At 58.8% G+C, this 24897-nt stretch carries 22 protein-coding genes, 2 tRNA genes and 1 other RNA gene; 15 read left to right on the top strand and 10 right to left on the bottom strand.

Features of this window, described 5'->3' with window-relative positions; translation table 11 throughout:
* Positions 1-79: 79 nt before the first annotated feature.
* Complete coding sequence (ghrA, locus tag GXP72_RS08405; RefSeq protein WP_208763750.1) at positions 80-1018, bottom strand: glyoxylate/hydroxypyruvate reductase GhrA; 939 nt, start codon at positions 1016-1018, stop codon at positions 80-82.
* 232 nt (positions 1019-1250) lie between these two features.
* On the opposite strand from ghrA, the gene GXP72_RS08400 reads away from it, so the two are divergent.
* Positions 1251-1338 (top strand) — tRNA-Ser (locus GXP72_RS08400).
* A gap of 132 nt (positions 1339-1470) precedes the next feature.
* On the opposite strand, the gene GXP72_RS08395 is transcribed toward GXP72_RS08400, so the two are convergent.
* Positions 1471-2376 (bottom strand): LysR family transcriptional regulator, encoded by a 906-nt coding sequence (locus tag GXP72_RS08395; RefSeq protein ID WP_024908979.1) that lies wholly within the window; start codon positions 2374-2376, stop codon positions 1471-1473.
* 109 nt (positions 2377-2485) lie between these two features.
* Here GXP72_RS08395 and GXP72_RS08390 point away from each other — a divergent pair, with 109 nt between their 5' ends.
* From GXP72_RS08390 to GXP72_RS08375, 4 genes are all read left to right on the top strand, one after another.
* Positions 2486-3346 carry a pirin family protein gene (locus GXP72_RS08390; RefSeq protein ID WP_090417393.1) on the top strand — a complete coding sequence of 287 codons (861 nt, stop codon included), beginning with the start codon at positions 2486-2488 and terminating at the stop codon, positions 3344-3346.
* A gap of 20 nt (positions 3347-3366) precedes the next feature.
* Positions 3367-4044, top strand: coding sequence for an isochorismatase family protein (locus tag GXP72_RS08385; protein WP_024908977.1), 678 nt, complete (start codon positions 3367-3369; stop codon positions 4042-4044).
* A 137-nt stretch (positions 4045-4181) separates the two neighbouring features.
* Positions 4182-4269, top strand: a tRNA-Ser gene (locus GXP72_RS08380).
* A gap of 44 nt (positions 4270-4313) precedes the next feature.
* A non-coding RNA gene (locus GXP72_RS08375) (RtT sRNA) lies at positions 4314-4450 on the top strand.
* 200 nt (positions 4451-4650) lie between these two features.
* Here the strand turns inward: GXP72_RS08375 and phoH are convergent.
* The 4 genes from phoH to efeU all read right to left on the bottom strand — a co-directional run bounded on the left by phoH (position 4651) and on the right by efeU (position 9229).
* Positions 4651-5439 (bottom strand): phosphate starvation-inducible protein PhoH, encoded by a 789-nt coding sequence (gene phoH / locus GXP72_RS08370; RefSeq protein WP_024908976.1) that lies wholly within the window; start codon positions 5437-5439, stop codon positions 4651-4653.
* A 499-nt stretch (positions 5440-5938) separates the two neighbouring features.
* Positions 5939-7222 (bottom strand): iron uptake transporter deferrochelatase/peroxidase subunit, encoded by a 1284-nt coding sequence (gene efeB, locus GXP72_RS08365; RefSeq protein WP_208763749.1) that lies wholly within the window; start codon positions 7220-7222, stop codon positions 5939-5941.
* A gap of 5 nt (positions 7223-7227) precedes the next feature.
* Positions 7228-8355 (bottom strand): iron uptake system protein EfeO, encoded by a 1128-nt coding sequence (gene efeO, locus GXP72_RS08360; protein ID WP_048989838.1) that lies wholly within the window; start codon positions 8353-8355, stop codon positions 7228-7230.
* Positions 8356-8395: 40 nt separating this feature from the next.
* On the bottom strand, positions 8396-9229 hold the full coding sequence (gene efeU, locus GXP72_RS08355; protein WP_023311093.1) for an iron uptake transporter permease EfeU: 834 nt from the start codon (positions 9227-9229) through the stop codon (positions 8396-8398).
* 251 nt (positions 9230-9480) lie between these two features.
* Between efeU and GXP72_RS08350 the strand changes: the two genes are divergently transcribed.
* Positions 9481-10665 (top strand): nucleoside transporter C-terminal domain-containing protein, encoded by a 1185-nt coding sequence (locus GXP72_RS08350; protein WP_024908972.1) that lies wholly within the window; start codon positions 9481-9483, stop codon positions 10663-10665.
* Between the two features lie 72 nt (positions 10666-10737).
* Here the strand turns inward: GXP72_RS08350 and GXP72_RS08345 are convergent, their stop codons facing one another.
* The gene (locus GXP72_RS08345; RefSeq protein ID WP_032648964.1) at positions 10738-11157 is read right to left on the bottom strand and encodes a DUF3574 domain-containing protein; all 420 of its coding nucleotides are present in this window, start codon (positions 11155-11157) and stop codon (positions 10738-10740) included.
* A 115-nt stretch (positions 11158-11272) separates the two neighbouring features.
* A complete protein-coding gene (putP, locus tag GXP72_RS08340) occupies positions 11273-12781 on the bottom strand; it encodes a sodium/proline symporter PutP (protein ID WP_024909642.1) in 1509 nt (502 codons plus the stop codon).
* Between the two features lie 423 nt (positions 12782-13204).
* Between putP and putA the strand changes: the two genes are divergently transcribed.
* Together putA and GXP72_RS08330 are read left to right on the top strand one after the other, a co-directional pair.
* Positions 13205-17167 carry a trifunctional transcriptional regulator/proline dehydrogenase/L-glutamate gamma-semialdehyde dehydrogenase gene (gene putA / locus GXP72_RS08335; protein WP_208763748.1) on the top strand — a complete coding sequence of 1321 codons (3963 nt, stop codon included), beginning with the start codon at positions 13205-13207 and terminating at the stop codon, positions 17165-17167.
* Positions 17168-17218: 51 nt separating this feature from the next.
* Positions 17219-17614, top strand: coding sequence for a lysozyme inhibitor LprI family protein (locus tag GXP72_RS08330; protein ID WP_048989841.1), 396 nt, complete (start codon positions 17219-17221; stop codon positions 17612-17614).
* Here GXP72_RS08330 and rutR read toward each other — a convergent pair.
* On the bottom strand, positions 17611-18249 hold the full coding sequence (rutR, locus tag GXP72_RS08325; protein WP_045417154.1) for an HTH-type transcriptional regulator RutR: 639 nt from the start codon (positions 18247-18249) through the stop codon (positions 17611-17613). The two genes, GXP72_RS08330 and rutR, sit on opposite strands and share 4 nt — an antisense overlap.
* A 245-nt stretch (positions 18250-18494) precedes the next feature.
* Here rutR and rutA point away from each other — a divergent pair, with 245 nt between their 5' ends.
* Genes rutA through rutG form a run of 7 tightly spaced genes read left to right on the top strand, consistent with a single transcriptional unit; the run spans position 18495 to position 23929 of the window.
* Positions 18495-19586 carry a pyrimidine utilization protein A gene (rutA, locus tag GXP72_RS08320; RefSeq protein WP_023617762.1) on the top strand — a complete coding sequence of 364 codons (1092 nt, stop codon included), beginning with the start codon at positions 18495-18497 and terminating at the stop codon, positions 19584-19586.
* A complete protein-coding gene (gene rutB, locus GXP72_RS08315; RefSeq protein ID WP_048989847.1) occupies positions 19586-20275 on the top strand; it encodes a pyrimidine utilization protein B in 690 nt (229 codons plus the stop codon). The genes rutA and rutB overlap by 1 nt, the downstream gene beginning before the upstream one ends.
* 11 nt (positions 20276-20286) lie before the next feature.
* Positions 20287-20673 carry a pyrimidine utilization protein C gene (gene rutC, locus GXP72_RS08310; protein ID WP_125914085.1) on the top strand — a complete coding sequence of 129 codons (387 nt, stop codon included), beginning with the start codon at positions 20287-20289 and terminating at the stop codon, positions 20671-20673.
* 7 nt (positions 20674-20680) lie between these two features.
* Positions 20681-21481 (top strand): pyrimidine utilization protein D, encoded by an 801-nt coding sequence (gene rutD / locus GXP72_RS08305; RefSeq protein WP_208763747.1) that lies wholly within the window; start codon positions 20681-20683, stop codon positions 21479-21481.
* Between the two features lie 9 nt (positions 21482-21490).
* Complete coding sequence (locus GXP72_RS08300; protein ID WP_048989850.1) at positions 21491-22081, top strand: malonic semialdehyde reductase; 591 nt, start codon at positions 21491-21493, stop codon at positions 22079-22081.
* A 9-nt stretch (positions 22082-22090) separates the two neighbouring features.
* Entirely contained in the window at positions 22091-22585 is a 495-nt protein-coding gene (rutF, locus tag GXP72_RS08295; RefSeq protein WP_023327078.1) for an NADH-dependent FMN reductase RutF, read from the top strand.
* Between the two features lie 21 nt (positions 22586-22606).
* Positions 22607-23929 (top strand): pyrimidine utilization transport protein G, encoded by a 1323-nt coding sequence (gene rutG / locus GXP72_RS08290; protein ID WP_208763746.1) that lies wholly within the window; start codon positions 22607-22609, stop codon positions 23927-23929.
* Here rutG and GXP72_RS08285 read toward each other — a convergent pair.
* Positions 23917-24840 (bottom strand): DMT family transporter, encoded by a 924-nt coding sequence (locus tag GXP72_RS08285; RefSeq protein WP_208763745.1) that lies wholly within the window; start codon positions 24838-24840, stop codon positions 23917-23919. The genes rutG and GXP72_RS08285 overlap by 13 nt on opposite strands.
* Positions 24841-24897: the final 57 nt, after the last annotated feature.

The following is a 24897-nucleotide window of genomic DNA, read 5'->3' as shown; positions in this document are numbered from 1 at the left end:
TCTCCTCTGCGGTTTTTCCAAAGGATAGCAGTTATCAGCGGCGAATATTAGCAAAAACCCGGCGAACGCCGGGTTTCTCTCAGTAGCCGCGCTGCCTAACGACCTGCCCGGTGACCGCATGACCCTTTTCCATTTCGCTGATGGTATGGGATATATAGGCCACCGCTTCTGCCGGACGCGTCACGGCAGCCACATGTGGCGTCATCGCGACGCGCGGGTGCTTCCACAGCGGGCTTTCAGCGGGCAGCGGTTCACGGCTATAGACGTCCAGCATGGCACCTTTTAGCTTTCCGTTGTCCAGAGCCTTCAGCAGATCGCCTTCCACAACATGAACTCCGCGCGCCAGGTTCATCAGGTAGCTCTGATCGACGAGCTGATTGAGCAAGGTTTCATTGATGATCCCTACCGTTTCCGCCGTGTTTGGCAGCAGGTTGATCAGCACGCGCGTGCCGTTCAGAAAGGCCGGAAGCTCATCCGTTCCGGCAAAGCTCTCTACGCCCGGATAGTCCTTACGGCTGCGGCTCCAGCAGCGCAGCGGGAAGCCCCACGGAGCGAGAGCTTCAGCCACTTTTGAGCCCAGCACGCCCGCACCGAGGATGCCGATCGTAAAGTCTTCGCGACGGTACTCAGGCAGCGGCTCCCAGTGGGCCTGCTGTTTAAAGGCCTGATAGTCATCAAAGCGGCGGAACCAGTGCAGCACCTGGCTGACGGCATATTCCTGCATTTGCTGGCCCATTCCGGTATCTTCGAGACGGAACAGCGGGATCTCTTCCGGCAGCATTTCAGGGTGTGCCTTCAGTTTGCTCAGAATGGAATCCACCCCAGCTCCCAGGGCAAAAACGGCCTTCAGCTTGCGGCCCTGCAGCATCTCAACCGGCGGGTGCCAGACCAGCGCATAGTCGGCATGTTCATTATCGCCACGCTTCCACTCACGTACGCGTGCGCCGGGTAACGCCGCCGTAAGCGCCTTGATCCAGTATGCCGTATCAAACGTGGGGTGATAGAAGAGTATATCCATAGTTATTCCTGCCTTTTATTGCGCTGTTTTGTTTTCATTTTCAAATGGATTGCCAGCATAACAAATTTATTGCGTAACTGTGTTGCTGATAAAAAAGACGCTTTCAGCACATTTAAGAATCATGTTGCCTGAAGTTTGTCTAAACGCGCTAAATTACTGAAAAAGTGAGTTGACGGCAGTTCGGCTTTTCCTTACATTAGCGCCCGTCCCGGCAGCAACGGGATGACAATATGGTGAGGTGTCCGAGTGGCTGAAGGAGCACGCCTGGAAAGTGTGTATACGGCAACGTATCGGGGGTTCGAATCCCCCCCTCACCGCCATATTCGAGATGAGAGCTCGTACGAAAGTACGGGCTTTTTTCTTTTATATTCTCCGAAAGGGGGGATTCGAACCTTGAAACTCCCTGCGCTCTTTATGTCGGGTGGCGCTGCGCTTACCCGACCTACGAAAAGCTACTCTTCCACCATCTTCGCATACTCTTCAGTCAGAAAATCCACCAGCGTCCTGACCGACGGCAGCATGCCGCGCCGCGAAGGATAAACCGCGTGAATCACTTCCCGTCGGGGTTCCCACGCGTCCAGCACCCGTACCAGTTCCCCTGACGCAAGCTGATCCTTCACCATCAATATCGGCAACTGTACAACGCCCACGCCCGCCATCGCCGCTTCCCGCAGTGCCAGCATGTCGGTGGTAATAAAGCGCGGTGCGTAGTGGATCTCCGCTTTCGCCCCCTCTGGACCACTGAGCTCCCATTTATGCACCTGTTTACCGGCCCCCATACTTAATCCAGGCCATTCACTGAGCTCGGAAGGCATTCGCGGTTTACCCATACGTTCAATCAACTGCGGACTTGCCACCAGGCAGTGCCCCCTGTCAGCCAGCACCCTTAAGACCAGATCGCTATCATCAAACGGACGCGGACGCACGCGGATAGCGACATCAATACCTTCGCCAACAAGATCGACCCGACGATTGGTGGCCTCAAGCTGGAGATTAATCCCGGGGTAGCGCGCCATAAACCGCGCCAGCATCGGTCCCACGTGGACGTGCAGTAACGTGACGGGACAGGTGATCCTGACGACGCCGCGCGGCTCAGCCTGCAGCGCAGCAACGGCCTCCTCTGCCGCTTCTGCTTCTATCAGCATTGCCTTACAGTGCTGATAGAAAGTGTGCCCCACTTCCGTCACCGTAAACTGCCGCGTCGTGCGCTGTATCAACCGTACGCCAAGCCGCTCCTCCAGCTGCGCGATCCTACGGCTCAGTTTGGACTTGGGTTGGTCAAGCGCCCTTCCCGCCGCCGCAAACCCCCCGTAGTCCACCACCTTCACAAACCAGACGAAGTCATTGAGATCCTGCATAAGTCCTCATTGTTCTATTTTCGGAACAGTGAATGCCATTTTCACTATCTACCGGGATATTAACCCTGAATATAAGCTAATTACATCAACAGAACATCAGGAGTTAATCATGAAAAACGTAACAGGCGTTTATACCGCTCCTCGTCAGCACTGGGTTGGCGATGGTTTCCCGGTCCGTTCAATGTTCTCTTATCAAACCCACGGCGAGCCGCTGAGTCCGTTCCTGCTGCTGGACTACGCAGGCCCGTACACCTTTCCGGCAGATGGTGCGAAACGCGGCGTAGGCCAGCATCCTCACCGGGGTTTTGAAACGGTCACCATCGTTTATTCAGGTGAAGTGGAGCATCGCGACTCCACGGGTAAAGGCGGTGTGATTGGCCCCGGCGACGTGCAGTGGATGACCGCAGGCGCAGGTATTTTGCACGAGGAGTTCCACTCAAGCGCGTTCTCGCAGAAAGGCGGCGAACTGAAAATGATGCAGCTTTGGGTCAACCTCCCTGCGAAAGACAAGATGGCCGCACCGGGCTACCAGAGCATCACGAAAGCCGACATCCCGGTGGTGACGCTGCCTGACAACGGTGGAACGCTGCGGGTCATTGCCGGTCGCTACGACACGGTTACCGGCCCGGCGCACACCTTCTCACCGCTCAACGTCTGGGACATCGCGCTGAACCAGGGAAGTCATCTGGCGCTCAATCAGCCCGAAGGCTGGAGCACCGCGCTGGTGGTGCTTGAGGGCAACATCACGGTGAACGGTACCACTCAGGCAGGTGAAGCCCAGCTGGTCGTACTGAGTCAGGAAGGCGACAAACTGCACCTTGAGGCAAGCAGCGATGCAAAAGTGCTGCTGATGGCCGGCGAGCCGCTGAATGAACCCATCGTGGGCTATGGCCCGTTTGTGATGAACAGTAAAAGCGAAATCAACGAAGCCATTCGTGATTTCAACTCCGGCCGCTTCGGCCAGATCTGAACGTAATAAAGGAGAAGAAGATGTCTACACCTGCTAATTTTAATGGCTCCCGTCCGGTTATTGATGTGAACGATGCGGTGATGTTGCTTATCGATCACCAGAGCGGTCTGTTCCAGACCGTCGGAGATATGCCAATGCCAGAGTTGCGCGCTCGTGCGGCAGCGTTAGCGAAGATCGCGACCCTGGCGAAGATCCCGGTGATCACCACCGCGTCAGTTCCACAGGGACCGAACGGACCGCTTATCCCGGAGATCCACGCCAACGCACCGCATGCGCAATATGTTGCCCGTAAAGGTGAAATCAACGCCTGGGATAACCCGGAGTTCGTGGCCGCGGTAAAAGCCACCGGGCGCAAAACGTTGATTATCGCGGGCACTATCACCAGCGTCTGTATGGCCTTCCCGTCAATTAGCGCGGTGGCGGACGGGTACAAAGTATTTGCGGTGATTGATGCCTCCGGCACCTACAGCAAGATGGCGCAGGAGATCACCCTGGCGCGCGTGGTGCAGGCCGGTGTGGTTCCGATGGATACGGCGGCGGTGGCCTCAGAGATCCAGCGAACCTGGAACCGTGAGGACGCGGCGGAGTGGGCTGAGGTGTACACCCACATCTTCCCGGCTTACCAGCTGCTGATCGAAAGCTACGGCAAAGCACAGGAAGTGGTTAAAAACAGCGAAGTGCTCGATTCTCAGCGTTAATAACCCGTGCTGCGACAAGAGCTGATTAAGGCTTAACCGAACGCACACTAATACAGAAAATCTGCTTGACCGTTTTAGCGCAACTCCCTATAGTAGCGCCCCGTTGCCCCCCAAGCGGTCAGGCAGCAAAACAATATGGTGAGGTGTCCGAGTGGCTGAAGGAGCACGCCTGGAAAGTGTGTATACGGCAACGTATCGGGGGTTCGAATCCCCCCCTCACCGCCATATTTGAAGAAGAGCTCGCATGAAAATGCGGGCTTTTTTTTCGCATGTTGCACGCCTGCGGGGGGATGAGAATCCCCGACCGGGGTTCGACAACTGGCGACAGCCAGTTGGACAGACTGAGAGCGTAGCGAACAGTCTGCCCGCAGGGCGAGCGAAGCGAGTCAATCCCCCCTCACCGCCATATTTGAAGAAGAGCTCGCATGAAAATGCGGGCTTTTTTTTCGCATATTGCATGCCTGCGGGGGGATGAGAATCCCCCCGGTGCTATATGCAGCTCGATGCGGCCTGAGCCCCTCACCCTAGCCCTCTCCCCAAGGGAGAGGGGATAAAATGCACAAAAAACAAAGCCCGGTTTCCCGGGCCTTGAACACAACAGCAAACTCAATAATACGCTTGCAGCGTGCGCTGGCAGAGCGCCGAACGCACGCAGTCCTCTTTGGTGAAGCGTACCACCCCAATCATCTCATCTTCCTCAAAACGTGACATGGCGTCGCTCAGCCCGGATTTCACGCCGGATGGCAGGTCACACTGGGTAATATCGCCGTTAACGATAACCGTCACGTTCTCCCCGAGGCGCGTTAAGAACATCTTCATTTGCGCAGCGGTCACGTTCTGAGCCTCGTCAAGAATGACGACCGCATTTTCAAATGTACGTCCGCGCATATAGGCGAACGGCGCGATTTCCACCTTGCCAATCTCTGGTCGCAGGCAGTACTGCATGAAGGATGCACCCAGCCGCTTCACCAGCACGTCATAGACGGGCCTGAAGTACGGGGCAAACTTCTCCGAAATATCTCCGGGCAAGAAGCCGAGATCTTCATCAGCCTGCAGTACCGGACGGGTAACAATGATTCTTTCCACGTCCTTATGGATCAGCGCTTCCGCCGCTTTGGCTGCACTAATCCAGGTTTTCCCGCATCCGGCTTCACCGGTTGCAAAGATGAGCTGTTTACTCTCGATAGCATTCAGGTAGTGCGCCTGAGCCTCATTGCGCGCCACAATTGGAGAATTATCACGGCTGTCTCGGGCCATGCCAATTGCTTCTACGCCACTCATCTGCACAAGCGAGGTGACCGATTCTTCTTCACGCTGTTTATGGCTACGTGAATCCCGTCTCAGCACACGTTTTGCTTCGCGACGAGCTTTGATCACTGCTTTTTGTCTTCCCATGGATAGCACCTTGAGTTGTTGGTATTCATCACACGCGCCAGCTTCGGCACGATTATGCGCACGAACATCAGAGGGTTGGCTTCCTTGTAAGCCATTGCTTGCTTTATCGGATGACGATACGGAACAGCTACGCGCACCGTTCTGCACGTCGGTCGAATCAGATTCTTGAGGAAGGGGGGAGAATTTAGTGGTGAGGAAATCGCTGCCGGAGTCTGAGCCTCCGCGCCGGGTGCTGCGGTTGTTATGTTTACCTTGTCCAGTACAGGACGCAACCATTCGCGATCTCCATAGTGATTCAGCATCACTGCCGGGAACTACCGCTGTCTTATCTTAAGTACATCAGGAGTTATCACAAATGCAACATTTATTTTACCTGAATGCAACTTTTAAGACTGCACCTGCAGTGGATTCAGTCTTATATAGAAATATTACAGAAATATAACAACAAGATAGTCATATGAAAAAATAATGTCCCCGCGAACTATCGCAGGGACGATTATCAGGCTTCGATCAGCCCTTGAGCGAGGTACGCGTTACTGTCGCGCGCCCCTGGCAGGGCAAAGAAATAGCCGCCGCCGATAGGTTTAATGTACTCTTCCAGCGCTTCACCGTTGAGCCGCTTCTGCACGGTGAGAAAGCCCTTTTCCAGATCGTGCTGATAACAGACGAACAGTAGCCCCATATCAAGCTGGCCGGAGTTGGTCACGCCGAGCGAGTAGCTGTAGCCCCGACGCATCATCAGGCTCGACTGCGTCTCTTTGGTGCGCGGATTGGCCAGACGAATATGGCTGTCCAGCGCAATTATATCGCCATTGGGATCGCGGGCGTAGTCAGGCACATCATGCTCGTTCTTCATGCCGAGCGGTGCCCCGCTTTGCTTATCCCGACCAAAGATCGTCTGCTGCTCTTTGAGCGGCGTGCGGTCCCAGAACTCCACGTGGAACTGAATAATCCGCACCGCCTGATAGCTGCCGCCCACCGCCCATGCCGGTTCGCCCTGATCGGCAGTGACCCACACCACCTCCTTCATGAGCGCGCCATCGTGGCTGTCCGGGTTGGCCGTACCGTCCTTAAAGCCCAGCAGGTTCACCGGGGTCTCTTTTCCTTTGCTGCGGGCGGCGTGGTCCGAGATAAACCCTTCCCGCTTCCAGCGCACGCTCAGCAGATCCGGCGTGTGCTTAATGATGTCGCGCAGGGCGTGGATCACCGTGTCCTGGGTATTGGCGCAGATCTGCAGGAGCAGGTCGCCGTGACACAGCGCCGCATCCAGGGAGTCATTCGGGAAGCGCGTCATTTTTTGCAGCGCCTTCGGCTTCTGTTTTGCCAGCCCATAGCGCGCGTCAAACAGCGATTCTCCCAGCGAAACGGTAATGGTCAGGTTATCCGGGGCGATAAACGGCCCCAGAATGCCGGAGTCCATTGGCGGCAGACGCGGGTTCGGCGTATCGGGCGCCGGTCCGCCCGCGGTGAGAAACGCGATGCGCGTCGTCAGCAGGCGGAACAGGCGTTCCAGATCGGCTTTATCGCTGGCCAGCGAATCAAAGGCCACCAGCATCATAGACGCCTGCTGCGGCGTCAGGATACCCGACTGATGCTCGCCATAAAACGGCTGCGTCTCCATGCGGGCATTGGGTGACAGCGTGCCGGGCGCGCTTTGCGGTTTCGCCGCATGCGCCACCGGACAGCCACCGGCCAGAGCAAGCGCGCCCCCCAGCGCCCCTACTCCTTTTAACAATCGACGACGTGAAGGCTCAACCACGTCGTTCTCGCTATGCTTATTCATCGTGCTTAGTCCAGACCCAGTACGCCACGCAGCAGAGAGAGATCTTCCGCCAGGGCGGTGATTGGACCTTTCAGCGCGTTGCGGTCGGCATCGGTCAGCTTGTCGTAGGTCTCAAACCCGTCTTTGGTGCGGTACTTCGCCAGAATGGTGTCGACCTTTTTGAAGTTGGCATCCACTTTGGCCAGCAGCTCGCCGTTCTCTTTCTGCAGCTGAGGACGCAGCAGGTTAACAATTTTCTGCGCGCCGTCGACGTTGGCCTGGAAGTCCCACAGATCGGTATGGCTGTAGCGATCTTCTTCGCCGCTGATTTTGCTGGCGGCCACCTCTTCAATCAGCCCGGCCGCGCCGCCCACCACTTTTGACGGCGGGAAGGCCAGCTCGCTGATGCGCTTTTGCAGCTCCAGCACGTCGCTATTCAGCTGGTCGGCATACTTCTCCATCCCTTTGGCAGAATTATCGCCAAACAGGGCTTTCTCCAGACGGTGGAAACCGGTGAATTTCGGATCGGCCGCTTTCTGCTCGAAATCATCTTCACGAGCGTCAATGCTGCCATCAAGGTCAGAGAACAGCTCGGCGATCGGCTCAATGCGCTCGTAGTGCTGACGGGTTGGCGCATAGAGGGATTTCGCTTTTTCGATATCCCCGGCCTTCACCGCATCGGTAAAGGCTTTGGTTGCCGTCGCCAGCTCCGCCGTCTCTTTGGTGACGTAGGCTTTATACGCGGTAATCGCATCGCCCAGGCTCAGCACCGCAGCGCCTTTCGCCGCATCGGCCGTCGCTTCACCTTTGACGATCAGCTTCCCTTTAGGGTTGGTCAGCAGACCGCAGGTCATCTCATACTCGCCCGGCTGCAGGTTGGCGGTCATCTTCTGGCTGAAGCCAGGGGCGATATTTTCACGCTCCTCCACCACCAGAACCCCTTTCAGGATCTCCCACTCCAGCGCCTTCTGGCTGTGGTTCTGAATAATGAACTGGGTTTTGCCGCTGTTCACCGTGAGGGTCATCGGCTCGCACTGCTTATCGTTGACGGTGACCTTTACCTGTGGAACATCCGCGCCCCAGGCGGAGAATGCAGAAGCGAACAGCGCGGCAATGCCTGCGCATAACGCACTACGACGGAACTGAATTGCCATGACTCTTCCCTTTAAAAGTATGTTGTAACTAAATCTAAGATTACGGCGCAACGCGCGACGCCTGCGTGCCGGTACGCGGCGGCATAGCGAACAGCACCAGCGCCGGAACCAGATAAATAAAGTACATCGCCACTTCGCTGACGCTCGGCGTTTCCTGATAGCCGAAGATACCTTCGAGCAGGGTGCCGGTCAGAGAGTGCGTGGAGAGGACGTTGCTGAGGTCGAACGCCACGTCCTGGAAGTGGTTCCACAGGCCCGCTTCATGGAAGGCGCGAATCGCCCCTGCCGCCAGACCCGCGGCCACCAGCAGAATAAACAGGCTGGTCCACTTGAAGAAGGCGCCCAGGTTCAGGCGGATACCGCCCCAGTACAGCAGGAAACCGAGCACCACGGCCGTGGCGAGACCCAGCATGGCCCCCAGCGGCGGCCAGATCCCCACATCCTGCTGAAACGCCGCCAGCAGGAAGAAAACAGACTCCAGCCCTTCGCGCGCGACGGCGAAAAAGACCATCATAATGAGCGCCCAGCCGTGGTTATTGCCCTTTTGCAGCGCGTTATCCACCGCCTGCTCCAGCTGCACCTTCACGTTACGGGAGACCTTACGCATCCAGAACACCATCCAGGTGAGGATCACCACCGCAATCACGGCGACGATACCCTCAAACAGCTCCTGCTCTTTCTGCGGAAACTCGCCGGTGGTTTCGTTGATGAGAATACCGAGGCCCAGACAGAGCGCCGCGGCAAGGAATACCCCGACCCACATGACGCCAATCCAGCGCCCGCGCTGGGTTCGCTTCAGATAACTGGCGATGAGGCTCACGATAAGGGCGGCTTCGAGCCCTTCACGTAACATAATGAGAAATGGAACAAACATGCCGACACCTTAAATGTTTATCGCGGTCAACTGATGCAAAGAAAGGTAAATTCTTGTGATAGTGATTATCATTACGGCAGAAAGAAACACAAGCGAAATGTGCGGTGTTTTGATAACGAGTTGTAAACGCCCAGCCTGATAATAGTTTCAGGCGTTATCGTTAAGTTTATAAGTTATAACGAAAATGCCCATTTACGCTGATTCAGGGCTGTGGCTAAATAACCGCCTCAAACACCTGGTGAAATTAAATTATGTTTAAAATTGTCCATTTCCTGCTGGCGCTGGTCATTATTCTCGCGCTTGCCTGGCTGGTGAGTTTCGACCGCCGAAAAATTCGCATTCGTTTTGTTTTACAGCTGATTGTCATAGAAATTGCCCTGGCGTTCTTTTTCCTGCACGCCGAAAGCGGGTTATTCCTGATTAAATACGTCTCAGGATTTTTTGAGTCGCTGCTCAAATTTGCCGGTGAAGGCACCAATTTCGTCTTTGGCGGCATGGGAGAAAAAGGTCTGGCGTTCATTTTCCTCGGCGTACTTTGCCCGATTATTTTTATTTCCGCGCTGATTGGTATTCTTCAGCACTGGCGGATCCTGCCGATTTTTATTCGGGTAATCGGTACGCTGCTGTCAAAACTGAACGGTATGGGCAAGCTGGAATCCTTTAACGCGGTGAGTTCGCTGATCCTCGGCCAGTCGGAAAACTTCATTGCCTACAAAGGCGTTCTGGGCGATCTCTCCTCTCGTCGTCTCTTCACCATGGCAGCCACGGCGATGTCGACGGTCTCCCTGTCGATTGTCGGGGCGTATATGACCATGCTCGACGCTAAATTTGTCGTCGCAGCGCTGATTCTGAACATGTTCAGCACCTTTATTATTCTCACGGTCATCAACCCGACGCGCCCGGAAGCGGAGCCGGATATCAAACTGGAAAAACTGCATGAATCGCAGAGCTTCTTCGAGATGCTTGGCGAGTATATTCTGGCCGGTTTTAAGGTGGCGATGATTATTCTGGCGATGCTGATTGGTTTTATCGCGCTTATTAGTGCCGTTAACGCCCTCTTCTCCAGCGTATTTGGCATGAGCTTCCAGCAGATCCTCGGTTATGTATTTTATCCCCTGGCATGGCTAGTGGGGATTCCGCTGAGCGATGCCTTAAACGCGGGCAGCATTATGGCAACCAAGCTGGTGGCGAATGAATTTGTGGCGATGATTGAGCTGCAAAAAATAGCGCACCAGATGTCCCCGCGCGGGCTGGGCATTTTATCCGTCTTCCTGGTGTCGTTCGCGAACTTCGCCTCCATCGGCATCGTGGCCGGGGCGATTAAGGGCCTGAACGAGCAGCAGGGTAACGTGGTATCGCGGTTTGGTCTGCGTCTGGTGTACGGTGCGACCCTGGTGAGCCTGCTGTCGGCGAGCTTTGCGGGGTTGGTGCTGTAAGTTTTGTGCCGGGTGGCGCTTCGCTTGCGCGGGCCTACGATACAACAACGGCGGGTTATCCCGCCGTTTTCATTAAAACTGCACGCACACCGGCTGATCGACACGCATCACCGACTCCTGCGCGAAGCGTGACTTATAAATCCCGCGCAACGCTTCGATATTCTTCTCGCTCTGCGCATCTTTACCGTGGATCAGCATCAGCGCCTTGCTCGGTTCACGCGCCACTTTTCCGTCGTTCCCCAGCCACTGTCCGCGGGCATCAAATACCGTTAAGCCATCGCGGAAACGCGGCGTCACGTCCTGGTCAACAAACTGCTGCCATTCGTTGCTGGTGATCTGCGCCCCGGCAGGACGGTTTAAGCCGAAATAGAGCGTGGTTTGCTGCATCTGGTTATCCGCTTTGCAGGTTTCTACCGCCGCATGTTGCGATGGCGCGTTGCAGCCCGCCAGCATCAATAATGCCGCCGCCATTAACCCTGTTTTGATTGTCATGCTTCGCTATCCTCATTGTTATAAGCACATGGATATCACAGGAAAAGACGGATTTTGGCAAGAAAAAAGCCGGGTGCGCTTGCGCTTACCCGGCCTACGGTACTGCGTTAGAAAATTATTCCGGCTGCAGCTTAGACGGCGGTGCGGAGTGGTAGTGCGCGTCGGCTTCCGCAAAGCGTTTCTGCATGGAGGCAGACGGTGCTTTACCCAGCAGGCTGAAGACCACGATACCGATGCTGCCGAAGATGAAGCCAGGGATGATTTCGTACAGGCCCAGCCACGCGAACTGTTTCCAGACGATAACGGTCAGCGCACCGATAATCATTCCCGCCAGCGCGCCGTTACGGGTCATACGTGACCACATAACGGAGAACAGCACGACCGGACCAAACGCCGCACCAAAGCCCGCCCACGCGTAGCTCACGAGACCCAGCACGCGGTTTTCCGGGTTGGCCGCCAGCGCGATGGCAATCAGCGCCACCACCAGCACCATAAAGCGTCCTACCCACACCAGCTCTTTCTGGCTCGCGTTTTTACGCAGGAAGGCTTTGTAGAGGTCTTCGGTGATCGCACTGGAGCAGACCAGCAGCTGGCAGCTCAGGGTGGACATCACCGCCGCCAGGATCGCGGAGAGCAGAATACCGGCAATCCACGGGTTAAACAGAATCTGCGCCAGCTCGATAAACACGCGCTCGGCGTTCTGGTTTACCGCGCCCGCCTGCGCCGGGTTATTGCTGAAGTAGGCAATACCGAAGAAGCCGACCGCACACGCGCCCGCCAGACACAGAATCATCCACGTCATACTGATGCGGCGCGCATGAACGATGGTGTGGTGAGAATCCGCCGCCATAAAGCGCGCCAGAATGTGCGGCTGACCGAAGTAGCCCAGACCCCAGCCCATCAGGGAGACGATAGCGACGAAGTTCAGCCCTTTCAGCATGTCGACGTTTTCGATGCTCTTCTGCTTGATCACTTCCAGCGAATCGCCAAAGCCGCCAACGGTGAAAATCACAATCACCGGGGTCAGGATCAGCGCGAAGATCATCAGGCTCGCCTGCACGGTGTCGGTCCAGCTGACGGCCAGGAAGCCGCCCACGAAGGTATAGAGGATGGTCGCCGCAGCACCGGCCCACAGGGCGGTTTCGTAGCTCATGCCGAAGGTGCTTTCGAACAGGCGCGCACCGGCCACGATGCCGGAGGCACAGTAGATGGTGAAGAACACCAGGATCACCACCGCCGAGATAATACGCAGCACGCGGCTGTTATCTTCAAAGCGTCCGGTGAAGTAGTCCGGCAGCGTCAGGGCGTTATTGTTGGCCTCGGTGTGCACGCGCAGACGGCCTGCCACCAGCTTCCAGTTGATCCATGCACCGACGGTCAGACCGATGGCAATCCAGCTTTCCGAGATACCGGAAATGAAAATCGCGCCCGGAAGCCCCATCAGCAGCCAGCCGCTCATGTCGGAAGCGCCCGCAGAGAGTGCGGTCACCATTGGGCCTAGACTGCGTCCGCCCAGAATGTAGTCGTCAAAGTTCTTTGTTGAACGCCATGCCAAAAACCCTATCAGGATCATGCCAAATATATAAACGAGAAATGTCACCAGCATCGGTGTGCTAATAGCCATTCAAATTCTCCAAAAGTGTCGAGCGACAACCGTCCGGGTTGCCTTGTTATATGATCACCGGAACGTGGTGACGGTATCTTGTGTTTCGGTGAGGCGCGCTATCCTGCCGTATGCGCCCTCCGCTGACAAACGATTTAACACTGCATTTACATCAATTTCATCCCCGGCTTGATACGAGTTTCCTATAGGTTGCACTCGCTCACGCTTTTACGGGTTGCACCTTTTAAAAGTGTTAACTCCCGCATAAAAACAGGCTTCCCGGGACAAAGGCAGCACGTTTTTCCAGCTAACCATCCGTTAACAATTCATTCATTTCCCGGGTTGCAAACCAGGTCACATTTAACACGGTTGCACAAAGTTGCAACATGGTGGATATTTCACGCTAACGACCAAACACGATGAAAGCACAACAGGAGCTTTGGCATGGGTATGACCACCATGGGGGTTAAGCTGGATGACGCAACCCGCGAACGGATTAAGACCGCAGCAACCCGCATTGACCGCACGCCGCACTGGTTAATTAAGCAGGCGATTTTTAACTATCTCGAAAGACTCGAGAGCGACGAGGGGCTGCCGGAGCTGCCTGCCCTGCTGGCCGGTGCAGCGAACGAAAGCGAGGAAGCACCAGCCGCTGGCGACGAGAGCCATCAGCCGTTCCTTGAATTTGCCGAGCAGATCCTGCCGCAGTCCGTCAGCCGTGCCGCCATCACCGGCGCGTACCGTCGCGCCGAAACCGACGCCGTACCGATGCTGCTGGAGCAGGCTCGCCTGCCGGAAGCCGTTGCCGCCCAGGCGCACAGCCTGGCGTACCAGCTGGCTGACAAACTGCGTAACCAGAAGACCGCCACCGGCCGCGCCGGGATGGTTCAGGGTCTGCTGCAGGAATTTTCCCTCTCCTCACAGGAAGGCGTGGCGCTGATGTGCCTGGCGGAAGCGCTGCTGCGTATTCCGGATAAAGCCACCCGCGACGCGCTGATCCGCGACAAGATCAGCAACGGTAACTGGCATTCCCACATTGGCCGCAGCCCGTCGCTGTTCGTTAACGCGGCGACCTGGGGCCTGCTGTTTACCGGCAAGCTGGTCTCTACCCATAACGAAGCCAACCTGTCCCGCTCCCTGAACCGCATCATCGGCAAGAGCGGCGAGCCGCTGATCCGCAAAGGCGTGGACATGGCGATGCGCCTGATGGGCGAGCAGTTCGTCACCGGCGAAACCATTGCCGAAGCGCTGGCGAACGCCCGCAAGCTGGAAGATAAAGGTTTCCGCTACTCGTACGACATGCTCGGCGAAGCGGCCCTGACCGCCGCCGACGCGCAGGCCTATATGGTCTCTTACCAGCAGGCGATCCACGCCATCGGTAAAGCGTCCAACGGTCGCGGTATTTATGAAGGCCCGGGCATCTCGATTAAGCTTTCCGCCCTCCACCCGCGCTACAGCCGCGCGCAGTACGACCGGGTGATGGAAGAGCTCTACCCGCGCCTGAAGTCCCTGACCCTGCTGGCGCGCCAGTATGACATCGGCATCAACATCGACGCCGAAGAGGCCGACCGTCTGGAGATCTCCCTCGACCTGCTGGAAAAACTGTGCTTCGAGCCGGAGCTGGCGGGCTGGAACGGGATTGGTTTCGTTATCCAGGCCTACCAGAAGCGCTGCCCGTTCGTCATTGATTACCTGATTGACCTGGCCAGCCGCAGCCGCCGTCGCCTGATGATCCGTCTGGTGAAAGGGGCCTACTGGGACAGCGAAATCAAACGCGCCCAGATGGAAGGGCTGGAAGGCTATCCGGTCTATACCCGCAAGGTCTATACCGACGTCTCTTACCTCGCCTGCGCGAAAAAGCTGCTCGGCGTGCCGAACCTGATCTATCCGCAGTTCGCCACCCACAACGCCCACACCCTGGCGGCAATCTACAGCCTGGCAGGGCAGAACTACTACCCGGGCCAGTACGAATTCCAGTGCCTGCACGGCATGGGTGAACCGCTGTACGAGCAGGTGACCGGTAAAGTGGCGGACGGCAAGTTGAACCGCCCGTGCCGTATTTACGCCCCGGTAGGTACCCACGAAACCCTGCTGGCGTACCTGGTGCGTCGCCTGCTGGAAAACGGCGCGAACACCTCCTTCGTTAACCGCATCGCTGACACCACCCTGCCGCTGGACGAGCTGGTGGCCGACCCGGTGCAGGCCGTAGAGAAGATGGCGGCCCAGGAAGGCCAGATTGGCCTGCCGCATCCGAAGATTGCCCTGCCGCGCGAGCTGTACGGCAAAGGTCGCGTTAACTCGGCGGGCCTGGATCTCGCCAACGAACACCGTCTGGCATCCCTCTCCTCTGCCCTGCTCAACAGTGCATTGCAGAAGTGGCAGGCCAAACCGATGCTGGAGCAGCCCGCTGCTGACGGCGACATGCAGCCTGTTATCAACCCGGCAGAGCCAAAAGATATCGTCGGCTACGTGCGTGAAGCCACCGATGCGGAAGTGGATCAGGCGCTGGACAGCGCGGTGAATAACGCCCCTATCTGGTTCGCCACGCCGCCACAGGAGCGTGCCGCCATTCTGGAGCGCGCGGCGGTGCTGATGGAAGATCAGATGCAGTCGCTCATCGGTATTCTGGTGCGCGAAGCGGGTAAAACCTTCAGCAACGCTATCGCCGAAGTGCGCGAGGCGGTCGACTTCCTGCACTACTACGCCGGTCAGGTGCGCGATGATTTCGACAACGAAACCCACCGTCCGCTCGGCCCGGTCGTCTGTATCAGCCCGTGGAACTTCCCGCTGGCGATCTTCACCGGCCAGATTGCCGCCGCCCTGGCCGCTGGCAACAGCGTGCTGGCAAAACCGGCAGAGCAGACTCCGCTGATTGCCGCGCAGGGCATCAACATTCTTCTGGAAGCAGGCGTACCGGCGGGCGTGGTCCAGCTGCTGCCGGGCCGCGGTGAAACCGTGGGCGCCAAACTGACCTCCGATAACCGCGTGCGCGGCGTGATGTTTACCGGTTCGACCGAAGTGGCCTCGCTGCTGCAGCGCAATATTGCCACCCGTCTGGATGCGCAGGGTCGTCCTACTCCGCTTATCGCGGAAACCGGCGGCATGAACGCCATGATCGTTGACTCCTCCGCCCTCACCGAGCAGGTGGTGGTTGACGTACTGGCCTCCGCCTTCGACAGCGCCGGTCAGCGCTGCTCCGCCCTGCGCGTGCTGTGCCTGCAGGATGACGTGGCGGACCACACGCTGAAGATGCTGCGCGGCGCGATGGCCGAATGTCGCATGGGCAACCCGGGCCGTCTCACCACCGACATCGGGCCGGTGATCGACGCGGAAGCCAAAGCCAATATTGAAAACCACATTCAGGCCATGCGCGCGAAAGGCCGTCCGGTGTTCCAGGCGGTGCGAGACAACAGCGAAGATGCCCGCGAGTGGCGTTCCGGCACCTTTGTGCCGCCTACGCTTATCGAGCTGGCAAGCTTCGACGAGCTGAAAAAAGAGGTCTTCGGTCCGGTGCTGCACGTGGTGCGCTACAACCGTAACAACCTCAACGAGCTGGTTGAGCAGATCAACGCCTCCGGCTATGGCCTGACGCTTGGCGTACATACCCGTATCGACGAGACCATCGCGCAGGTAACCGGCAGCGCCAAAGTGGGCAACCTGTACGTTAACCGCAACATGGTTGGCGCGGTCGTGGGCGTGCAGCCGTTCGGCGGTGAAGGCCTCTCCGGCACCGGCCCGAAAGCGGGTGGTCCGCTCTACCTGTACCGTCTGCTGGCGAACCGTCCGGAGAACGCGCTGGGCGTCACCCTGGCACGTCAGGATGCGGAGTATCCGGTGGATGCACAGCTGAAAACCGTACTGACGCAGCCGCTGGAGGCCCTGATCGCCTGGGCGGAGAAACGTCCTGAGCTGCGTGCCGTTGCGCAGCAGTACGGCGAGCTGGCACAGGCCGGCACCCAGCGTCTGCTGCCGGGGCCGACCGGCGAGCGCAACACCTGGACGCTGATGCCGCGCGAACGCGTACTGTGCGTGGCCGATAACGAGCAGGACGCGCTGGTGCAGCTGGCTGCCGCGATGGCAACCGGGTGTGAAGTGCTGTGGCCGGACGATGCGCTGCATCGCGATCTCGCCAAACAGCTGCCGAAAGCGGTCTCGGCCCGCATTCACTTCGCGAAAGCCGATGCGCTGCTGACGCAGCCGTTTGATGCGGTGATTTATCACGGTGATTCCGACCAGCTGCGCGAACTCTGCGAGCAGGTTGCGGCCCGCAGCGGGCCGATTGTTTCGGTACAGGGCTTCGCCCGTGGGGAAACCAACCTGCTGCTGGAACGCCTGTATGTAGAGCGCTCGCTCAGCGTCAATACCGCGGCGGCAGGCGGTAACGCCAGCCTGATGACAATCGGCTAACGCTGTGCTAATAAGGCTCCGGAGACGGAGCCTTATTTTATTGGGGAGTGTATGAAACGATTTCTTATCGCAGGCGCAGCACTGCTGCTAAGCGCCAGCGCGCTGGCCGACGAGTGCGACAAAGCGACCACCCAGCTTGAGCTGAATACCTGTAGCGCGCAGCAGTACCAGGCTGCCGATAAAAAGCTCAACCAGACCTATCAGGCCGCCATCAAGCGTGCGGCTGCCCCCCAGCGCGAGCTGCTGAAAAAGGCGCAGCAGGCGTGGATTGCCCTGCGCGACGCGGACTGCGCGTTTATCGGTTCGGGGACGGAAGGGGGAAGCGTTCAGCCGATGATCGTGAATCAGTGCCTGGCGGAAAAAACCGTGGAGCGCGAAGCGTTTCTGGCCTCGCTGATGCAGTGTGAAGAGGGCGACTTAAGCTGCCCTCTCCCACCGGGGAACTAACGCAGGCGGATCCCTTCAATAATCATCCGCTGCACGTTTTCCAGGGTGCTGTGGAAAAACGCTTCGTCCTGGAGCGTTTTACCAGTCACCGCCTCGACCTGGGCCGCAAAGTCAGCGTAATGCTGGGTGGAGGCCCAAATCATAAAGATCAGATGATGCGGATCGACCGGAGCCAGTTTTCCGCTGGCCACCCATCCGGCGATAATGGCCGACTTATCGTCCACCAGCTGTTTTAAATCTCCGGTTAATTCCGCCTGCAACAGCGGCGCCCCCTGCAGCATCTCAAGACAAAACAGTCGTGAAGCCTGCGGGTAATCGCGCGACACCTCCAGCTTCAGGCGAATGTACTCTTTGATCGCCACCAGCGGGGCCAGCTCTTCGCGGAACGCTTTCAGCGGCGCCAGCCAGATATCGAGGATCTGCTGCATCACCGCGACATACAGCGCCTCTTTCGACGGGTAGTAGTAGAGCAGATTGGTTTTGGATACCCCGGACTGCTCCGCCACCTGCTCCAGGCGCGTGCCGTGAATACCAAACTGCGAAAAGGTCTCCAGCGCCGCGCTGAGGATCGCCTGTTTCTTAGCGCTCACCGCCTGCGAACGTTTACCTGGTGTTTTCACTGCGCCTTGTGCCATTCCCGCTCTCCTTATTCTGCGTTGCCCTCAGCATAGCAAAACCCCCGTCTCGTCACGACATCCTGCACTCCGATCGCGCATGAATGCCTGTTTTCTGTGCAATGTTTTTGACCAGTTAGTCCACATTTAATCTAATCAAACCACCAACTTCTGATTAACACATTAATAACACAGCCATTTTTAAAACTGGCACTGCCTTTGCAAAAACACCGTTACACCTGCGACGTAATGAAGAGAGGTTCGTGATGAAAATTGGCGTATTTGTACCCATCGGCAACAACGGCTGGCTTATCTCGACCACTGCACCGCAATACATGCCGACCTTTGAGCTAAATAAAGCCATCGTGCAGAAAGCGGAGCACTACCATTTCGACTTTGCGCTTTCGATGATCAAGCTGCGCGGCTTTGGCGGCAAAACCGAATTCTGGGACCACAACCTGGAGTCCTTCACCCTGATGGCCGGGCTGGCCGCAGTCACCTCGCGGATCCAAATCTACGCCACCGCCGCCACGCTCACCCTGCCCCCGGCGATCGTGGCGCGCATGGCCTCCACCATCGACTCCATCTCCGGCGGGCGCTTTGGCGTCAACCTGGTCACCGGCTGGCAAAAACCGGAGTACGAGCAGATGGGGCTCTGGCCGGGGGACGATTACTTCTCGCGTCGCTACGACTACCTGACCGAGTACGTGCAGGTGCTGCGCGATCTGTGGGGTACCGGCAAAAGCGATTTCAAGGGTGACTTCTTCACCATGAACGACTGCCGCGTCAGCCCGCAGCCGTCGGTGCCGATGAAGGTGATTTGCGCCGGGCAGAGCGACGCGGGAATGGAATTCTCGGCGAAATACGCCGACTTTAACTTCTGCTTCGGTAAAGGTGTGAACACGCCTGCCGCCTTCGCCCCGACCGCCGCGCGCATGAAAGAAGCCGCCGACAAAACCGGGCGCGACGTGGGCTCCTACGTGCTGTTTATGGTGATTGCCGACGAAACCGACGACGCGGCGCGCGCGAAATGGGAGCGCTATAAGGACGGCGCCGACGAGGAAGCCCTGAGCTGGCTCACCGAGCAGAGCCAGAAGGATACCCGCTCCGGGGCGGATACCAACGTTCGTCAGATGGCCGACCCGACCTCCGCCGTCAATATCAACATGGGCACCCTGGTCGGCTCGTACGCCAGCGTTGCCAGAATGCTCGATGAAGTGGCGGCCGTTCCCGGGGCGGAAGGCGTCCTGCTGACCTTCGATGACTTCCTCACCGGCGTGGAGACCTTCGGCGAGCGCATCCAGCCGCTGATGCAGTGCCGCGCCCACATCCCTGCCGTCACGAAGGAGGTAGCGTAATGACAACCCTTAACGCACGTCCGGAAGCCATCACCTTTGCGCCGCAGCAGAGCGCGCTGATCGTGGTGGACATGCAAAACGCCTACGCCAGCCAGGGCGGCTATCTGGATCTGGCGGGGTTCGACGTCTCCGCCACCCGACCGGTGATTGAGAACATTAAAACCGCCGTCGCCGCCGCGCGCGCCGCGGGGATGCTCATTATCTGGTTCCAGAACGGCTGGGACGACCAGTACGTTGAGGCAGGCGGCCCCGGCTCGCCCAACTTCCACAAGTCGAACGCCCTGAAAACCATGCGTAAACGGCCCGAGCTGCAGGGCAAACTGCTGGCGAAGGGCGGCTGGGATTATCAGCTGGTGGATGAGCTGGTCCCGCAGGCGGGTGATATCGTCCTGCCCAAACCGCGCTACAGCGGCTTTTTCAACACGCCGCTCGACAGCCTGCTGCGCAGCCGGGGCATTCGCCACCTGGTCTTCACCGGCATTGCCACCAACGTCTGCGTGGAGTCGACCCTGCGCGACGGCTTTTTCCTCGAGTATTTCGGCGTGGTGCTGGAAGACGCGACCCATCAGGCCGGGCCGGAATTTGCCCAGAAGGCGGCCCTGTTCAATATCGAAACCTTTTTTGGCTGGGTCAGCAGCGTCGCCGAGTTTTGCGATGCCCTGAATCCTCCGCTCGCCCGTATCGCCTGAGGAGACACACGATGCCGAAATCCGTAATTATCCCGCCGGGCACCAGCACGCCCATCGCCCCGTTTGTCCCCGGCACCCTTGCCGACGGCGTGGTGTATGTCTCCGGCACGCTGCCGTTTGATAAAGACAACAACGTGGTGTTTATCAACGACCCAAAGGCGCAAACCCGCCACGTGCTGGAGGCGATCAAAACCGTGATCGAAACGGCGGGTGGCACCATGGAGGATGTGACCTTCAACAGCATCTTTATCACCGACTGGAAAAACTACGCCGCGATTAACGAAATCTACGCGGAGTTCTTCCCCGGCGATAAGCCGGCCCGGTTCTGCATTCAGTGCGGGCTGGTAAAGCCGGAGGCGCTGGTTGAGATCGCCACCGTTGCGCACATCGCGAAGTGAGGCAGCCATGAAACTCTCCGTCTCACCGCCCCCGTATGAGGGGGCGCCCGTGGTGGTCCTTATAGCCGGTCTCGGCGGCAGCGGCAGCTACTGGCTGCCCCAGTTGGCCGCGCTGGAACCGGAGTATCAGGTGGTGTGCTATGACCAGCGCGGAACGGGCAATAACCCCGACGCCCTGCCGGAAGGCTACAGCCTGGCACAAATGGCGGACGAACTGGCCCAGGCGCTGGCTGAGGCCGGGATCGCGCGCTACAGCATCGTCGGCCACGCGCTGGGGGCGCTGGTCGGCCTGCAGCAGGCCCTCGACAGGCCCGACGCCCTCACCGCGCTGGTGTGCGTCAACGGCTGGCTGACCCTCAACGCCCACACCCGTCGCTGCTTTCAGGTCCGCGAGCGCCTGCTGCATTACGGTGGCCCGCAGGCGTGGGTTGAGGCGCAGCCGCTGTTTCTCTACCCGGCAGACTGGATGGCCGCCCGCGCCCCCCGCCTGGAGGCCGAAGAGGCCCTGGCGCTGGCACATTTCCAGGGCAAAGCCAACCTGCTGCACCGGCTCAGCGCCCTGAAAAAGGCCGACTTCAGCCGCCACGCCGCACGCATCCGCTGCCCGGTCCAGATCATCTGTTCCGCCGACGACATGCTGGTGCCCTCTGTCTGCTCGTCTGAGCTGCAGGCAGCGATCCCGCACAGCCACAGCGCGGTGATGCGCCAGGGCGGACATGCCTGCAACGTCACCGAGCCGGACACCTTTAACACCCTGCTGCTGAACGGGCTGGCCAGCCTGCTGCACAGTCATGAACACGCTTTATAAGGAGCTGTAATGAGCGAAGCCATTAATCCCACCGCGCTGGAAACGCTGTTCACCGGCGCCCGCACCCATAACGGCTGGCAGGATATTGCCGTCAGCGACGAGACGCTGCGCGAAATCTACGACCTGATGAAATGGGGTCCAACCTCCGCCAACTGCTCCCCGGCGCGCATTGTGTTTGTGCGAAGCGCGGAGGGAAAAGAGAAGCTGCGCCCGGCGCTCTCCAGCGGCAACCTGGAGAAAACGCTCACCGCCCCGGTCACGGCGATTGTGGCCTGGGACAGTGAATTCTACGAGCGCCTGCCTGAACTGTTCCCGCACGGCGATGCCAGAAGCTGGTTTACCGCAAGCCCCGCGCTGGCGGAAGAGACGGCTTTTCGCAACAGCTCGCTGCAGGCCGGCTACCTGATTTTCGCCTGTCGCGCGCTGGGGCTGGACACCGGCCCGATGTCGGGCTTTGACCGACAAAAGGTCGACGAGGCCTTTTTCACCGGCACGACGCTTAAAAGCAATCTGCTGATCAACATTGGCTACGGCGACCCGGGCAAACTTTACGGCCGCCTGCCGCGCCTGACCTTCGACGATGCCTGCGGGCTGGCGTAAGGAGCGATGATGACGACACCGGATAAACAAACCTTTCGCGACGCCATGGCCTGCGTCGGCGCGGCGGTGAATATCATCACCACCGACGGTCCCGCGGGGATGGCAGGCTTCACCGCCAGCGCGGTGTGCAGCGTCACGGATTCCCCGCCCACCCTGCTGGTGTGCCTGAACCGCGGCGCGTCCGTCTGGCCGACGTTCAGCGAAAACCGCACGCTGTGCGTGAATACCCTGAGCGCCGGGCAGGAGCCGCTCTCAAACCTGTTTGGCGGCAAAACGCCGATGGAAGAACGCTTCGCCGCCGCCCGCTGGCAGACGGGCGACACCGGCTGCCCGCGTCTGGAGGATGCGCTGGCCTCGTTTGACTGCCGCATCAGCCAGGTGGTGAGCGTCGGTACCCATGACATTCTGTTTTGCGACATTGTTTCGATTATTCGCCACCCCGCGCCGCAAGGGCTGGTGTGGTTTGACCGCGGCTACCACGCGCTTATGCGCCCCGCCTGTTAACCCGCTCTAAGGAGACAGACCATGTTCGGATTTCCCCACTGGCAGTTGAAATCGACCTCCACAGAAGCAGGCGTGGTCGCGCCGGATGAACGCCTCCCGCTCGGGCAGACGATGGTGATGGGCGTCCAGCACGCGGTTGCGATGTTTGGCGCCACGGTGCTGATGCCGATGCTGATGGGGCTCGATCCCAACCTCTCTATTCTGATGTCGGGTATCGGCACCCTGCTGTTCTTTTTTGTCACCGGCGGGCGCGTGCCCAGCTATCTGGGATCCAGCGCCGCCTTTGTCGGCGTGGTTATCGCCACCACCGGGTTTAACGGCCAGGGGATCAACCCCAACCTGAGCGTGGCCCTCGGCGGCATCATCGCCTGCGGTCTGGTGTATACCCTGATTGGTCTGGTGGTGATGAAGATCGGCACGCGCTGGATCGAGCGCATGATGCCCCCGGTCGTAACGGGCGCCGTGGTGATGGCGATTGGCCTGAACCTCGCCCCTATTGCGGTCAGGAGCGTCTCCGTCTCGCCGTTTGAAAGCTGGATGGCGGTGATCACCGTGCTGTGTATCGGCCTGGTGGCGGTGTTCACGCGAGGCATGATCCAGCGGCTGCTGATTCTGGTCGGGCTGATTGTTGCCTGTCTGGTGTATGCCCTGCTGGCGAACGTTTTTGGTCTCGGCAAGCCGGTGGATTTTACCCTGCTGCATCAGGCCGCCTGGTTCGGCCTGCCGAAAGTGACCTCGCCCACCTTTAACACCCAAGCGATGATGCTTATCGCACCGGTGGCGGTGATCCTGGTGGCAGAGAACTTAGGTCACCTGAAGGCGGTCGCGGGAATGACCGGGCGCAGCATGGATCCATACATGGGCCGCGCGTTCGTCGGCGACGGGCTGGCAACCATGCTCTCTGGTTCCGTGGGCGGCAGCGGCGTCACCACCTATGCCGAGAATATCGGCGTGATGGCGGTGACCAAAGTTTACTCGACGCTGGTCTTCGTGGCGGCGGCGGTAATGGCGATGCTGCTCGGCTTCTCGCCGAAATTCGGCGCGCTGATCCACACCATTCCGTCACCAGTGATCGGCGGGGCCTCAATCGTGGTGTTTGGGCTGATCGCCGTGGCCGGCGCGCGCATCTGGGTGCAGCACCGGGTCGATCTCAGCCAGAACGGCAACCTGATTATGGTGGCGGTCACGCTGGTGCTGGGCGCGGGCGATTTTGCCCTGACGCTGGGCGGCTTTACGATCGGCGGGATTGGCACGGCGACCTTCGGCGCGATCCTGCTTAACGCCCTGCTGAGCCGCCGGATGGCTGATGCGCCGCAGGGCGCCGTCGTGCATCAGGATTCCTGATTTAACGTCGCGCTGTCATTTTCTGGCAGCGCGTTTTTCTTCCGTTTGAGCTTCAACTCGCTCACCAGCACCCCGGCGACAATAAATGCCGCCCCCACCAGGGCCAGCAGCGGCAGACGTTCCCCGGCCAGTCGCCCGAAAATGCCCGCCCAGACCGGTTCACCGGTATAAATCACCGTCGCGCGGGTTGGCGATACGCTGCGCTGCGCCCAGTTCATGGTGACCTGGATAATGGCGCTGAAGATACCCAGCCCCAGTGCGACCACCACCAGACCGGTGGACATCGGCGGTATGGACTCGCCAGCCGGAACCATCGTCGCAAACGCCACCAGCGACGCGGTGGCGAGCTGCACTACCGTCACCCGCTTGACGTCCACCTTGCCCGCCCAGGCGCTAATCAGAATAATTTCCGCCGCAATCGCAACCGCCCCGACGAGGGTGATGATCTCGCCCGGCCCCAGCGCCAGGAGGTTGTTTTCCGGCCCGGCCAGCAAAATCAGACCGATAAACGCCAGCACGATCCCAATACACGACATCAGACCGGGCAGCCGCCCCAGGCACAGCCACTGCAGTAGCGGCACCAGCGGCACGTACATCGCGGTGATAAACGCGGATTTGCTGCTGGAGATGGTCTGCAATCCCCACGTCTGCAGGCTGTAGCCCATCGCTATCGCGACACCAATGGCCACGCCGGCCTTCAGCTCTTTGAGCGTCAGACCCCGCAGCGTGTTAAGCGAAATCAGCCCTACGGCAAGCGCCGCCGTCGCAAAGCGCAGGCCAACGAAGAAGAACGGATCGCTGAGGGTCACCGCGTACTGAACGGCCAGAAACGTCCCGCCCCAGAACATGGTGATGAGAATGAGGATGGCTTCCTGCGGTTTTACGGAGAATTTAAAGCGTGAGACAGACATGCGGCACCAGCAAGTGAGAACAATTCTGTAGTGTGCGTTGCCTTTGGTTACAGTTCA

The organism is Enterobacter sp. SES19 (assembly GCF_011765665.1).
GTDB lineage: Bacteria > Pseudomonadota > Gammaproteobacteria > Enterobacterales > Enterobacteriaceae > Enterobacter > Enterobacter pseudoroggenkampii.
This window is presented reverse-complemented; position numbering and strand designations above follow the sequence as displayed.